This is a genomic window from Pseudomonas sp. NPDC088322 (assembly GCF_044740745.1).
In the GTDB taxonomy this organism is placed as follows: domain Bacteria; phylum Pseudomonadota; class Gammaproteobacteria; order Pseudomonadales; family Pseudomonadaceae; genus Aquipseudomonas; species Aquipseudomonas shirazensis.
Genome location: NZ_JBIURK010000002.1, coordinates 647038 through 662448, shown reverse-complemented (window position 1 = coordinate 662448; position 15411 = coordinate 647038). Strand labels below are relative to the sequence as shown.

The 15411-nt window shown below is 64.4% G+C and carries 6 protein-coding genes; 3 read left to right on the top strand and 3 right to left on the bottom strand.

Features of this window, described 5'->3' with window-relative positions:
• Positions 1-41: 41 nt before the first annotated feature.
• From ACIOAU_RS07195 to ACIOAU_RS07185, 3 genes are read right to left on the bottom strand one after another with little or no spacing between them, the layout of a single operon-like run.
• On the bottom strand, positions 42-1115 hold the full coding sequence (locus ACIOAU_RS07195; RefSeq protein ID WP_401180976.1) for a hypothetical protein: 1074 nt from the start codon (positions 1113-1115) through the stop codon (positions 42-44).
• A 35-nt stretch (positions 1116-1150) separates the two neighbouring features.
• Positions 1151-1789, bottom strand: coding sequence for a LysE family translocator (locus ACIOAU_RS07190; protein ID WP_150573474.1), 639 nt, complete (start codon positions 1787-1789; stop codon positions 1151-1153).
• 3 nt (positions 1790-1792) lie between these two features.
• Positions 1793-2569 carry a YqcI/YcgG family protein gene (locus ACIOAU_RS07185; RefSeq protein WP_150573473.1) on the bottom strand — a complete coding sequence of 259 codons (777 nt, stop codon included), beginning with the start codon at positions 2567-2569 and terminating at the stop codon, positions 1793-1795.
• Between the two features lie 159 nt (positions 2570-2728).
• On the opposite strand from ACIOAU_RS07185, the gene ACIOAU_RS07180 reads away from it, so the two are divergent.
• The 3 genes from ACIOAU_RS07180 (at position 2729) to ACIOAU_RS07170 (ending at position 15405) form a co-directional block, all read left to right on the top strand.
• Complete coding sequence (locus ACIOAU_RS07180) at positions 2729-3649, top strand: LysR substrate-binding domain-containing protein (RefSeq protein WP_101318503.1); 921 nt, start codon at positions 2729-2731, stop codon at positions 3647-3649.
• 52 nt (positions 3650-3701) lie between these two features.
• Positions 3702-6062 (top strand): DNA polymerase II, encoded by a 2361-nt coding sequence (locus ACIOAU_RS07175; RefSeq protein ID WP_401180971.1) that lies wholly within the window; start codon positions 3702-3704, stop codon positions 6060-6062.
• Between the two features lie 91 nt (positions 6063-6153).
• Positions 6154-15405 carry an amino acid adenylation domain-containing protein gene (locus ACIOAU_RS07170; protein WP_401180969.1) on the top strand — a complete coding sequence of 3084 codons (9252 nt, stop codon included), beginning with the start codon at positions 6154-6156 and terminating at the stop codon, positions 15403-15405.
• Positions 15406-15411: the final 6 nt, after the last annotated feature.

Below are 15411 nucleotides of genomic sequence, written 5' to 3'. Positions count from 1 at the left end.
GCCATCCCGAGGCCCATGCCGATAGACCATGGCCGCGTTTATCAGACGAGCTTGATCGGCGTCACCTTGCGCGGGCGTTGTTTATCCTGCGCCAGGCCCAGCTTGGCAGTGATCACCTTGGCCAAGGTATTGTTCCCCAAGTCATTGAAATGCAAGCGATCTACGAACAGTGACTGGGCGAATACCGGTGAGCTGTCGAGCATGCAATTCATGTCATAACAGGCGACAGAATCGGCTTGGTTCTTGATCCGGCGAAAGAATGCCGAGTGCCGTTCGGCATCGAAAACGCCCGCCAGCAACTGATCGAACGGTACCGGCTGCTGTTGCAAGGCATCGAGCCTGGCCTGCTCAGCCGCGGGCACCGTTTCGCGGCACCAGGGCAGCAGCGGCTGCAAGATGAAGGTGAGGGTGGCATGGCTGTCGGCCAGCAAGCGGTCCCACTGGCGCAAGGTGCGCCCAATACAGTCGGCAGCGCGCATCAGGCGCTTGTCCGCAGGCGGCAGCGACCAGCTCAAGGCAGGCTGCTCGCGGCGTGGCACCAGCGCCTGGCGCAAGCGTTGCCAGAGCGACTCGACGTCTTTGCAGGGCGGTGCCTGCAAGGTCTCATTGAAGCTGTTCAGGTATGCCTGACGCGGGTCGGAACCCGTGGCCAGCAACTCGCTGAGGGCCTCCTGGGCCAACGTGTTGAGCCCGCTGAGGATCACCACATGGCCGATCTTGCCCAGCCGATGCTGGTGTGTAAGGAACAGCAGCAGCTCTTGCGTAGCACTCAGCCCGCAGCCAGCAAGGCTCAGCCAGACCTCACCGGTGAGCGCCGACAGGTGCGAGGCAACCGTAGCGTCATCACCGCTCGCGCCTATGCCAAAAGCGGTCGAGCCGCCCACCAGCAAGTTGACTCGCGCCGTACTGCCACGTTCGGCGGGCGAGTAGCGCTTGCCCGCCCAGTGGCTATAGCGCAAGCCCAATGCATCGGTATTGATGGTATCCGAGCGATAACCCCGTTCGTGCATGTACAGGGTTTGCGGCAAACGCCGGCTGCCCAGCTGCATAAAGCGCTGGTAGTCCAGTTGCAAGGGAAGCAGTTGGCCGTCCGTGGCGCTGTCGATCAGGCTCATCAAACCTCCTCACTCGGTCAGCAGGCGTGTGCGGCTCAGGCCGTCAGTTCCTTCAGGTTGTAAAGTAGGCCGACCGCTGCAATCAGCAGCAGCGCTACGCCGGAGGCAAGGCTGATCATGCGGCTGCTGCGCTGCGAAGCGATCCTGCCGATGGCGAAGATATACAGACTGAGTACGGCGAAATCGATGGCGATCCACAGCAGCGACAGCACCACCATGCTCTTGCCGAACGACTCGGTGATCTGGATGAACTGCGGGAAGAACGAGATGAAGAAGATGATGTCCTTGGGGTTGGAAATGCCCACCATGAACCCCTGCAGCAAGCCGCCGCGGGCCGGTTGCGGCGTTTCTGCCACGGCTGCCGCTGTAGCCATAGGCGTAGGCGGTTGCAGTGCCTCGCGCAGAGTCGCCACGGCGATGTAGCCGATGAATAGGCAACCGAGCAGGCTCATGCCGTTGAGCCAGACCTTGTCGATGGCGGCGCTGGTCATGATGATCCAGGCCGCAGCGCCGATCAGGACCAGTGATGCCCAGTTGGTACCGATGGCCGTGAACAGCGCCTTGCGTGAGCCGGACGCTGCAGCAGTGTTGACGATCAGGGCGACGACTGGGCCGGGGGTGGCGATCAGCAGCAGCACGGTCAGGGCATAGGTGGCAGTCAGGGCGGTATTCACGATTCAGTTCTCGATCAGTGTGTCGGGTGCCTTGTGGGCATGGAAAGGGCAGCGCGACGGGTTCAGCGACCCCTGCTCCTGCAACTGGTACTGCTTCCATTCAAAATTGTCGTCTTCGCCGAAGTACCCCAGCGAGTCAGGTACGACACCGTCGTTGTAGTGGCTGACCCGTTCACGAATCCGCGCGCGAATGCGCTGACCGCTCTCGGTCTGGGCACTCGCGACTTCTTCGAAGCTCTCGCGGGGGTTGATCACGAAGACCATGCTGTCGCCCAGGTTGCGGCTCTTCATCAGCCGGTGCGCCGGGAAGTTCATGTTGATGAACAGCGGCATGCCGGCGAAGCAGAACGACCATTGATTATCGTGCGGGTCGCCCGGCACGTCCTGAGGCCAGGGCTGCGGGTCGCGGGCATGCACGCCTTGCAGCACTTTCCAGGCCAGCGCCTGCTGCTCGTCGAGGCTGCCGCCAGGGGCGGTTTCGATGAACACCAGCAGCGGGGTGCCGATGCGTTGCTTGCGAGGTATCGGTTCGATGGTGCGCACGTAGTCGGTCAAGCCCTTGGCCATGTCATCAGCCATGTGCTCAGCACGGGCGAAGACAATGTGACACGTCTTGGCACCGACCGCCTTGCGGCCAAACAAACAAGGAAATTCAGGATTGGCGAGAATTGCGCGAAAGTGTTCTATGGTTTTGAAGGTCCAGTGACTCGTATTCTGGACATGTTCGGCGGCCAGCTCTAGCGCATCCAGGCGATAGCAGTTTCCATATCCCGTAAACATGGTTTCCCCAGACGTTCTAATGATCATTTCTGCCTAGCTAAGGCTGATTAGCTCTATGTATTTATGGTTTACAGGCATTTTCTGAGATGCGCCCAGCGTTGTAAAACGCCTGGATTTATGACCTACTATTAGTCTCACTCATGCTGCGGACGGCCATAGATGTCAGAACGGATTCAAGCACTGCATGCCCTGCGCGCTTTTGAAGTGGCTTCGCGCTACGGCTCATTCACTCGTGCAGCCGAAGAGCTGGCCCTGACCCAGGGCGCCGTCAGTCATCACATCAAGACCCTTGAGTCGATGTTTGGCTGCAGCCTGTTCGAACGACGCGGGCCCAAGCTGCGCCTGACCGAACATGGCCGCTTGCTGGCGCAGGAGCTCAAGGTCGGCTTCAAGATCATCGAAAACGCCTGCGCCTTGCTGCGTCAGGATCGCTATGGCTTGCGCCTGAAAGCACCGTCGACGCTCACCGTACGTTGGCTATTGCGCGCGCTGGATGGCTTCAAGAAGGTGGAAAACAGCTGCAGCGTGCAGCTGTCGAGCGTGTGGATGGACATCGATAGCGTCGATTTTTATTCAGAACCGTACGACTGCGCGATTCTTCTGGCCAACGGTCGTTTCCCTGCCGACGTCGAGGGCTTCAAGCTGTTCGACGAGTGGCTGATTCCGGTCTGCCACCCCGATTACCTGCAAGACCCCAACCCGGATCTGGCCATACTCAGTCAGTGCGACTTCCTGCACCCCTCGACCGACCGGCGTGACTGGCGGCGCTGGCTGGCGCGGATGGACGCATTGCACATCAGCATCGACCAGGGGCAGGTGTTCGACACCCTTGATCAAGGTATTTCCGCCGCCCAGCAAGGCCTGGGCATCTCGGTAGTGGACCTGGTGCTGGCCAGCGCCGACGTCGCTGCCGGGCGCCTGGTAATGCCGTTCAAGCACGCCGTGGCAACCGGCGACGGCTATTACATGACCTGGCTCAAGGCCAGCCCCAAGGCTCGGCAGATGCTGCGGCTGCGCGATTTTCTGCTGGCCCAGGTGCCGCCGCTGGTGTCCAAGGAGATCAACTACCTCTACGGCTGACGCAACAGGGTAGAATCCCTGCTCAGTACGCCGTATCACAGAGGTCATCGCAGTGGAGTTGCAGCAGGGCTTTGTCCTCACCCGACATTGGCACGATACGCCCGAAGGCACCTGCGTGGAGTTCTGGCTGGCGACCGATCAGGGCCCGCGCCAGCTGCGTCTGGCGCCGCAGGAATCGGTGGCGTTCATCCCCGAGCGGTTCGCCGCCCACGCCCGCGCAGTGCTCAAGGGCGAGCAGGGTGCTGAGCTCAAACCACTGCGCTTGCGCGACTTCGAGCAACGCCCGGTGCTGGGCCTGTACTGCCGCCAACATCGCCAGCTGATCCAGCTTGAGCACCGTCTGCGCAGCGCTGGTATCGATGTATACGAGGCGGATATCCGTCCACCGGAACGCTACCTGATGGAGCGCTTCATTACCGCGCCGGTGCTCTTCAGCGGCCAGCCGGATGCCCACGGCGTGCTCTGCAACGGTCAGCTCAAGCCGCACCCCGATTACCGCCCGCCGTTGCGCCTGGCCTCGCTGGACATCGAAACCACCGAGCGTGGCGAGTTGTACAGCATTGCCATCGAGGGCTGCGGCCAGCGTCAGGTGTACATGCTCGGGCCGGCCAATGGCGACCACAGCATCGTCGACTTCGATCTGCACTACTGCGCCGACCGCGCGCAACTGCTGCACTGCCTCAATCAATGGATGGCCAGCCACGACCCAGATGCGATCATCGGCTGGAACGTGCTGCAGTTCGATCTGCGCTTGCTGCACGAGCACGCCGCGCGCTTGCAGGTGCCGCTGCTGCTTGGCCGTAACGGCGCACCACTGACCCTGCGCGCACACCCCGAGCGCAACCATGTGTTCGTCGAGGCGCCGGGCCGCTTGTTGATCGACGGCATCGAGGCGCTGCGTTCGGCGACCTGGAGCTTCCCTTCATTCAGCCTGGAGAACGTCGCCCAGACCCTGCTCGGCGAAGGCAAGGCGATCGATACGCCGTACCAGCGCATGGACGAAATCAACCGCATGTTCGCCGAGGACAAGCCGGCCCTGGCCCGGTACAACCTCAAGGACTGCGAGCTGGTCACGCGGATTTTCGCCCATACCCGCCTGCTCGAATTCCTCCTGGAACGCGCCAGCGTCACCGGTCTGCCGGTGGACCGCAGCGGTGGCTCGGTCGCGGCGTTCTGCCATTTGTACATTCCGCACATGCACCGGATGGGGTTTGTCGCGCCAAACATGGGCAGCCAGCCGGACACTGCCAGCCCTGGGGGCTTTGTCATGGACTCGCGCCCCGGCCTGTATGACTCGGTGCTGGTGCTTGACTACAAGAGCCTGTACCCGTCGATTATCCGCACCTTTCTGATCGACCCGGTCGGGTTGGTCGAAGGGCTCAGCCAGCCCGATGACCAGCACTCGGTCGAGGGTTTTCGCGGCGCACGTTTTTCCCGCACCCGGCATTGCCTGCCAGCCATCGTCGAGCGCGTCTGGCAAGGCCGGGAAGCGGCCAAGCGCGACGGTAACGCGGCACTCTCGCAAGCCTTGAAGATCATCATGAACGCCTTTTACGGCGTGCTCGGCTCCAACGGTTGCCGCTTCTTCGACACGCGCCTGGCCTCGTCGATCACCCTGCGTGGCCACGAAATCATGCGCCAGACCCGCGCCCTGATCGAGGCCGAGGGTTACGACGTCATTTACGGTGACACCGACTCGACCTTCGTCTGGCTCAAGCACGCCCACGACGAGCAGGCGGCGGCGAGCATCGGCAAGGCGCTGGTGGCCAAGGTCAACCAGTGGTGGCGCGAGCACCTGCGTCAGAGCCTGAACCTCGACTGTGCACTCGAGCTGCAATACGAAACCCATTACCAGCGTTTTCTGATGCCGACCATCCGCGGCGCCGAGGAGGGTAGCAAGAAGCGCTACGCAGGTCTGGTGCAGGGCGCCGATGGCGAGCTGCAGATGATCTACAAGGGCCTGGAGTCGGTGCGCACCGACTGGTCGCCACTGGCCCGGCAGTTTCAGCAAGGGCTGTATGAGCGGATCTTTCGCAACCAACCTTATCGTGACTATCTACGCGATTACGTACAGCGCACCCTCGCTGGCGCGCAGGACGAGCTGCTGATCTACCGCAAGCGTCTGCGCCGGCCGCTGGCCGATTACCAGCGCAACGTGCCGCCGCACGTGCGTGCGGCGCGTCTGGCCGATGACTTCAATGCGCGGCTGGGCCGTCCCAAGCAGTACCAGCGCGGCGGCTGGATCAGCTATGTGATCACTACAGCAGGCCCCGAACCGCTGGAAAACCTGCAGTCGCCGATCGACTACGAGCACTACCTGAGCCGCCAACTGCAACCGGTGGCGGACGCGATCCTGCCGTTTGTCGGTGACGATTTCAACGCCCTGACTGGTCGCCAGCTGATGCTGTTCTGAGCCCGCACGGGCGCTAATTTTTCCTCGTTGCATTCGTTCTATAGGGATGGTTCGCCACCGCCCCACGCCTATAGATTCGGATGCCCACACAATGAATGCTGAAGACGCCCTGAAACTCGCTCGTCGCTTTATTGGCCTGCCGGTGGAGAAACGTCAGCTGTTTCTCGCTGCATTGGCCCGCGAAGGGGTGGATTTTGCCCAGTTTCCGATCCCGGCCGACGTGCCCGCCGAGGATCGCCAGGCGTTGTCCTATGCCCAGCGGCGCATGTGGGTGTTGTGGCAACTGGACCCGCACAGCGGCGCCTACAACCTGCCCGGTGCAGTGCGGCTCAAAGGTGCGCTGGACATCAACGCGCTGGAGCGCGCCTTCGCCAACCTGATCGAGCGGCATCAGACCCTGCGCACTGTATTCCGGCGCCGTGATGACGACAGCGTGCAGCAGGTGCCCGCCGAGCAGCCGCTGCACATCGTTCATCAGGACTTTTCGGCGCTGGCTATTGATGCGCGCGAGCAGGCGGTACGAGAGGCAGCCGAAGCCCAGGCGGTGCAGCCCTTCGACCTTGAGCAAGGCCCACTGCTGCGGGTCAGCCTGCTGCGTCTGGCCAGCGACGAGCACGTGTTGCTGCTGACCCTGCACCACATCGTCTCCGATGGCTGGTCGATGAACGTGTTGATCGAAGAATTCACTCGTTGCTACGACGCTTTCGCGCTGGGCAAGAATCCTGCGCTGGCGCTGTTGCCGGTACAGTACGCCGACTATGCCCTGTGGCAACGACGCTGGCTCGAGGCGGGTGAGCAGGCGCGTCAGCTAAGCTACTGGCAGAATGCGCTCGGCAACGAGCACGATCCGCTTGAACTGCCCACCGATCATCCACGCCCGGCGCTGCCAAGCCAGCGCGGCCGGCGCCTGGAATTCGCCATCGACACAGCGTTGGCCGACGGCCTGCGCGAACTGGCCCGCCAGCACAACGTGACCTTGTTCATGCTGCTGCTCGGCGCCTTCAACGTGCTACTGCTGCGCTACACCGGGCAAACCGACCTGCGTGTCGGCGTACCGATCGCCAACCGCAACCGCAGCGAGATCGAAGGCCTGATCGGCTTCTTCGTCAATACCCTGGTGCTGCGCACTCAAGTCGACGCCCTGCAGCCATTCGCCAGCTTGCTGCAAGCGGTCAAGGAACGCGTGCTCGGGGCCCAGGCGCATCAGGATCTGCCTTTCGAACAGTTGGTCGAAGCGCTGCAGCTGGAGCGCAGCCTGAGCCACACGCCGCTGTTTCAGGTGATGTACAACCACCAGCCGCACGTAGCCGACATGGCCAGCCTGCAAACGGCCTCGGGCCTGAGCCTGAGTGCGGTGCAGTGGCAGAGCCGCACCACTCAGTTCGACCTGACTCTGGATACCTATGAGCAGGGCGGGCAACTGCGCGGCGCCCTTACGTATGCGGATGAACTGTTCGACGCCGCCACTATTGCGCGCATGGCCAAACACTTCACCGGCCTGCTGGCAGCGCTGGTGGCTGACCCAAATCAGCGCGTTGGCGAGCTGGCGCTGCTGGCGGATGAAGAACACGACACCCTGATCAGCGGCTGGAACCAGACCGCCCAGGCCTATCCGCTGGATCAGTGCCTGCACAGCCTGATTGGCGAGCAGGTGCAGCGCACGCCCGATGCGCCGGCCGTGCGTTTCGCCGAACAGACCCTGAGCTACGCGGCCCTCGAACGCCGCGCCAACCAGCTGGCCAACCTGCTGCGTGAGCGCGGAGTTGGCCCGGATGTGCTGGTCGGCGTATGCCTGGAGCGCTCGCTGGAAATGGTCGTGGCCCTGCTGGCCATCCACAAGGCCGGCGGTGCCTACGTGCCGCTTGACCCGGAATACCCTCAGGAACGCCTGCACTACATGATCGACGACAGTGCCGTGCGCCTGTTGCTGACTCAGCGTGCGCTGCGGCCGCTGCTGGAAGGGCAGGCCGGCCTGCAGATGATCGATCTGGATCAGTCGCAAGGCTGGCTCGACGACTACTCCGAGCAAGTACCACTGTCGCAGACCTTGCCCCAGCACCTGGCCTACGTGATCTACACCTCAGGCTCCACCGGCAAACCCAAAGGCGCGGGCAACAGCCATGCGGCGCTGGTCAACCGGCTGTGCTGGATGCAGCAGGCCTATGCACTGACCAGCAGCGATGTGGTCCTGCAGAAAACCCCGTTCAGTTTCGACGTGTCGGTGTGGGAGCTCTTCTGGCCGCTGCTGACCGGCGCTTGCCTGGTGGTCGCTGCACCCGGTGCACATCGCGACCCAGAGCGGCTGATCGAAACCATCGTCGACAACGGCGTGACCACCCTGCATTTCGTGCCTTCGATGCTGCAGGCATTTATCCATGAACACGGCGTTGAGGCCTGCCAGAGCCTGCAGCGCATTGTCTGCAGCGGCGAGGCACTGCCGCTGGAAGCGCAGCAGCAGGTTTTTGCCCGCTTGCCGCAGGCTGCGCTGTACAACCTCTACGGGCCGACCGAAGCAGCCATCGATGTCACGCACTGGACCTGCATCGACGAAGGCGCGTTGGCCGTGCCGATTGGTCAGCCGATTGCCAACCTGCGCACCCTGGTGCTGGATGCCCAGCTGCAACCGGTGCCGGCAGGTGTTGCCGGCGAGCTGTACCTGGGCGGGATCGGCCTGGCGCGCAGCTATCATCGCCGCCCCGGGCTGACCGCCGAGCGCTTCGTCGCCTGTCCGTTCGTTGCCGGTGAGCGGCTGTATCGCACCGGTGACCGGGTCCGCCAGCGCCGCGACGGGGTGATCGAATATCTGGGCCGCTTCGACCATCAGGTCAAACTGCGTGGCCTGCGCATCGAGCTGGGCGAGATCGAGACGCGCCTGATGCAGCAGCCGCAGGTCGATGAGGCGGTCGTGCTGGTGCAGGAAGGCAAACACCTGGTGGCGTATCTGGTACTTGCTCAGGAGCCACAGGAGGGCTGGCAGGCCCAGCTCAAGAACGCGCTGCTCGAATGCCTGCCCGAGTACATGGTGCCGACCTACTGGCTGGCATTGGACCAGCTGCCCGTGACTGCCAACGGCAAGCTTGACCGCAAAGCCTTGCCGCTGCCGGAGGCGGCGCCGCAGCAAATCTATATCGCCCCGCAGGACGAACTGCAACGGCTGCTGGCCGGGATCTGGCAGGATGTGCTCGGCGTAGCCCAGGTGGGTCTGGAAGACAATTTCTTCGAGCTTGGCGGCGACTCCATCGTCTCCATTCAGGTGGTCAGTCGCGCGCGTCAGGCCGGCGTGCGGCTCAAGCCGCGTGACCTGTTCCAGCATCAGACAGTGCGTAGCCTGGCCCAGGTCGCGGTGCGCGACAGCCAGGGCCAGCAAGAGCAGGGGCCGGCAACCGGCGACGTACAGCTGACGCCGATCCAGCACGCGTTCTTCGCGCTGGACATGCCGCAGCGCAGTCACTGGAACCAGTCGCTGCTGTTGAGCCCGCGTGAACCGGTGCAAGCCGAAGTGCTCGAGCAAGCCTTGCAACTGTTGCTGGCCCAGCACGATGCGCTGCGCCTGCGTTACACCGCGCAGACGCAAGGCTGGCAGCAGGCGTATGCGCCGGTCAGCAGCGCTCGAGTGCTGGAATCCGCGCAGGTAACCGACACCGCCCAACTGGCAGCACTCTGCGATGGGGTGCAGTGCAGCCTCGATCTGCAGGCAGGGCCACTGCTGCGTGCGCTGTTGGTAGAGCTGCCTGATGGCGAGCAACGCTTGCTGCTGGTCATTCACCACCTGGTGGTCGATGGAGTGTCCTGGCGGGTGCTCCTCGAAGACCTGCAACTGGCTTATCAGCAATTGGCCGCCGGCCAACCAGCCAGGCTGCCGGCTAAGACCAGCAGCTATCAAGCCTGGGCCGCGCGCCTGCAGCAGCACGTACCGGCTGTGCTCGATCAGCTGCCGTACTGGCTTGCCCAGCATCAAGACATCGCCGAACTACCGTGCGACCGCCCCCACGGCGCCCTGACCAATCAACTGCAGCGCAAGGTCGAAGCGCGCCTGTCGCGAGAGGCCACCCGGCAACTCTTGCAAGTCGCCCCGGCGGCTTACCGCACCCAGGTCAACGACCTGCTGCTGACCGCTCTGGCGCGCCTGCTGCAACGCTGGACGGCGCAACCAGGCTGCCTGATCCAGCTCGAAGGCCATGGCCGCGAAGACCTTGGCGATGACCTCGACCTGACCCGCAGCGTCGGCTGGTTCACCAGCCTGTTCCCGGTGCGCCTGCAAGTCCCGGCCGACTGGCCGGGTTCGATCAAGGCGGTCAAGGAGCAGCTACGCGGGGTGCCCGGCAAGGGTCTCGGTTATGGCCTGCTGCGTTACCTCGCCGAGCCTGCCGTCGGCGCACAACTGGCCGCGCTGCCAGCGCCGCGGGTGACCTTCAACTACCTGGGCCAATTCGATGGCCAATTCGACCAGGCGGCGCTGTTCGCCCCGGCCAGCGAACGCAGCGGCCAGGCGCAGGACCCTCAAGCGCCGCTGGCCAACTGGCTGACCGTTGAGGGCCAGGTGTATGCCGGGGAGCTGGCCTTGCAGTGGGGCTACAGCAGCGCCATGTATGACGATGCCAGCATCCAGCAACTGGCCGACGGTTATCTGCAGGAGCTGCACGCGCTGATTGCCCACTGCCTGCAAGTGCCGGCCGGGCAGGTGACGCCCTCGGACTTCCCGCTCGCCAGCATCAGCCAGGCGCAGCTCGATCAGTTGCCGGCCAGCGCCGATCAGGTCGAAGACCTGTACCCGCTGGCGCCGATGCAGCAAGGCATGCTCTTTCACAGCCTGTACCAGCCGGCAGACGGCGCTTACGTCAACCAGATGCGCCTGGACATCGCCGGCCTCGACGTCGAGCGCTTCCGTCAGGCCTGGCAAGCTGCGCTGGATCATCACCCGATCCTGCGCAGCAGCATCCATTGGCAGGGCCTTGAGCACGCGCATCAGTTGGTCCATCGCCAGCTGCAACTGCCGCTGACGTTGCTCGAAGCGGGTGAACATGACCTTGACCAGTTGGCCGCCGCCGAGCGCGCGCTGGGCTTCGATCTGGCTCGCGCGCCATTGCTGCGCCTGAGCCTGGTGCCGACCGGTAGCGGCGACTGGCACCTGATCTACACCAGCCACCACATTCTGCTCGACGGCTGGAGCAACGCCAGCCTGCTGGCCGAGGTGCTCGGCCGTTATGCAGGCGTACAGCCGAGCGCTGCACCAGGGCGTTACCGCGACTATCTGGCCTGGTTGCAGGGGCGCTCTGCTGAAGCTGCCAAGGCCTACTGGCAAGTCAACCTGGCAGCGCTGGAGCAGCCGACCCTGCTCGCCGAAAGCCTGCGCCGACCGGCGCACGGCAGCGGCTACGGGCAGCTGCTGGCCGAGCTCGAGCCCGTGCAGACCGAGGCGCTGAAGGCGTTCGCCCGCGCCCATAAAGTCACCCTCAACACCTTGCTGCAAGGCGCCTGGGCGGTGTTGTTGCAGCGTTACAGTGGGCAAGCGTGCGTAGCCTTCGGCGCCACCGTGGCTGGCCGCCCGGCCGAGTTGCCGGGCATCGACGCGCAGCTTGGGCTGTTCATCAATACCTTGCCGATCGTCTGCCAGCCGCACCCGCAGCACAGTGTGGCGCAGTGGCTGCAGGCCTTGCAGTCGCACAACCTGGCGCTGCGCGAGTTTGAGCATGTGCCGCTGTACGAGATCCAGGCCTGGGCTGGGCAGCAGGGCAACGCGCTGTTCGACAGCCTGCTGGTATTCGAAAACTTCCCGGTGGCCGAGGCCTTGAGCCAGGCTGACAGCAGCGGGTTGCGCATGCGCAACCTGAGCAACCACGAGCAGACCAGCTATCCGCTGACCCTCGGCATCGAACTGGGCGCGACCCTGCGCCTGGATTTCAGCTTCGATCTGGCGCGGTTCAGCAGCGAGCAAGTAGCCGGGCTGTGCAGCCAATTGCGCCACCTGCTTGAGCAGTTTGTCGCCGCCCCGCAAGGCGTGCTCGGCAACCTGACCCTGCTTGATAACACCGGCCAGCACAACCTGCTGCAACGCCAGGGCGACAGCTGCATGGCGCTGCGTGATCAAGCGCTGGTGCATCAGCGTATCGCTGCTCAGGCCGCCAGCACGCCTGGAGCATTGGCGGTGTGGACCTCGGCGGCAAGCCTTGACTATGCCAGCCTCAACCAACAGGCCAACCGCCTTGCCCATTGCCTGATCGAATCCGGCGTCGGCCCCGGCCAACGCGTCGGCGTGGCACTGCGGCGTACCCCGCAGTTGATCGTCAGCCTGCTGGCAGTGCTCAAAAGTGGTGCCGCCTATGTGCCGCTCGACCCCAGCTACCCGGACGAGCGCTTGCTGTTCATGGTCGAGGACAGCCGTCTCGACCTGTTGCTCAGTGAGGGTGGGCTGCTTGCTCATCTGGCACTGCCGGCTGGCTTGACGCGGCTGCAACTCGACGCGCTGGGCGATCAGCTGGCCAACGCATCCACGCTGGAGCCGGCAAACCGCGCTTGTCCTGAAGACCTCGCTTACGTCATCTACACCTCAGGCTCCACCGGCAAACCCAAGGGCGTGGCGATTGCCCATGCGGCCCTGCGCGAGTTCTGCGAAAGCGCCGCTGACTATTCCCGACTTGCCGCCAGCGACCGCGTCCTGCAGTTCGCCACGTTCAGCTTCGACGGCTTTGTCGAGCAGTGCTACCCACCCTTGAGCGTCGGCGCGGCGCTGATCATGCGCGATGACCAGCCGTGGTCGGTCGAGCAGTTGGCCGAGGTGCTGGTCGAGCAGGGCGTGACCCTGGCCGACTTGCCTGCTGCCTACTGGCATCTGTTGGCCAAGCTGTGTGCCAGCGAAGGCCGCAGCCTGGGGCGGTTGCGCCAGGTGCACGTCGGCGGCGAGGCGATGTCGGTCGAGGGCTTGCGCTTGTGGCATGCGGCCGGGCTGGGCGCGGTGCGCCTGGTCAATACCTACGGCCCGACCGAGGCGACGGTGGTGTCCAGCGTGCATGACTGCCAGTTGGCCGACGCCAGTGCCGTATATGGCGTGCCCATCGGCCAGGCGATTGCCGGGCGCAGTTTGCGCATTCTTGATGCTGGCGCCGAGCTGCTGCCGGCCGGCGCAACCGGAGAGCTGTGGATTGGCGCTGCGGCGAGCCTTGCACAGTGTTATTTCGACCGCCCGGCGCTCACCGCCGAGCGCTTCTTGCCCGACCCGTTTGCCAGCGAGCCCGGCGCGCGGCTGTACCGCAGCGGCGACCTGGTGCGCTATAACCCGGCAGGTGCTATCGAATACGTCGGCCGCATCGACCACCAGGTGAAGATCCGTGGTTTTCGCATCGAGCTTGGCGAAATCGAAGCGCGCCTCGCGGCTCATCCCGCCGTGCGCGAGGCAGTGGTCGTAGCGCTGCCAGCCCGCCATGGCCTGCAACTGGTGGCCTATGTGGTGCCAGTCGATGACCTGGAGGCGCTGGCCGTGCCAGCGCAGGATGACCTGCGCGGCGTTATCCAAGACGCGTTGAAAGCCGATTTGCCGGACTACATGCAGCCCAACCAGCTGATCCTGCTGGCGCGCCTGCCGCTCAACCCCAACGGCAAGCTCGACCGCAAGGCGCTGCCCGCGCCGCAGGCCGTCAGCCACAGCCAGGCGCTGCCGCAAACCGATCTACAGCGCCGTGTTGCCGCCATCTGGCAGTCGGTGTTGGACGTGGCGCAGGTCGGCCTCGGCGATAACTTCTTTGCCCTAGGCGGCCACTCGCTGCTGGCCACGCAGGTGATCAGCCGGGTGCGTCAGGAGCTGGGCGTACAGCTGGCCCTGCGCAGCCTGTTCGAGGCGGCTACCCTGCAAGACTTTGTCGCCAGCATCGAACACAGCGAGCGCGCCGCGAGCATGCCGGTGCTGCGCCGGGTCGATGAGCGCCAGCCGCAGCTGCAGTCGTTTGCCCAGCAGCGGCTGTGGTTCCTCTGGCAACTCGAGCCGCACAGCTCGATGTACAACATTGCCCGCGCGCTCGAGCTGACCGGCACGCTGGACCCGCGCGCGGTGCGCCAGGCCTTCGACATGCTCGTACAGCGCCATGCAGTGCTGCGTACCACCTATTTCGAAGCCGATGGCGAGCATTGGCAGCAAGTGCATCAGCAGCTGGCGCCGGAATTTGCCTTCACTGATCTGCGTGGCTCAGCCGAAGGGCAGGCTGCGCTCGAGCAGCACCTGCAGAGCGAAGCCCGCCAGCCGTTCGACCTGGTCGACGGCTCGCCGATGCGCGTGCGCCTGCTGCGTCTGAGCGAGCAGCGCCATGTGCTGCTGATCACCCTGCACCATATCGTCGCCGATCACTGGTCGTTTGGTCTGCTGCCGGCGGAGTTCGTCAGCCTGTACCAAGCGGCCCGCAGCGGCAGTCCATCGGCGTTGCCGGAGCCACGCCTGCAATACGTCGACTTCGCCGTCTGGCAGCGCGAGTGGCTGGCGGCCGGTGAACTCGAGCGGCAGCTGGCCTACTGGCGCGCCCAGTTGGGCGATGACCACCGCTTGACCAGCCTGCCGGCATCGCCTACACGCCAGGCAGCCTCGGCCAATGCCGCCTATTGCGAGGTGCACGAGTTCCACTTCAGCCCGGCCCTGAGCGAGGCCCTGCGCGAATTCGCCACGGCGTGGGGGGTGACCTTGTACATGCTCCTGCTGGCCGGCTTCAGCGTGGTAGTGGCCCAGCGCAGCGCCAGCAGCCGGGTGCGCCTGGGTACCGATGTGGCCAACCGCAACCACGCCGGGGTTGAAGATCTGGTGGGGTTCTTCGTTAACCAGTTGGTACTGCAATTGACGGTCGAGCCACAGGCCAGCGTCAGCCAGTTGCTGGAGGCGGCGCGCAGCACCGTGATCGGCGCTGCCGACCACCAGGACCTGCCGTTCGAGCGCTTGGTGGAAGCTCTGCGAGTTCCGCGCAGGGCAGGGCGTTCACCGCTGTTTGCGATCAAGTTCATCTATCAGGACAGCAGCGATGTGCCGCTGTCGATCGACGGCCTCGAGATCCAGCCATTGCCGGCCGGTAAAGCCGCCGCCGAGCTGGACCTGATCGCCGAGTTCGTCAACGCGCCCGCCGGCATATACCTGGGGCTCAAGTGCGATGCCGGGCTCTACGCCAGTGCCGACATGGCCTGCCTGTTTGGCCAGTTGCAAGGGGTGTTCGAGCACATGCTTGGCGACCCACAGGCGGCCTTGGCGCAGTTGCTTGAAGGTGCAGCACAGGTGCAACAGGCGGCCGAGCAACAGGCCCTGGCCGAGCGCCAGGCGCAATTGCAGCAACAGCCGATCCAGCGCCGTCGCCCAGGCCGGGTGGCGGTCGAGTAACGGCGG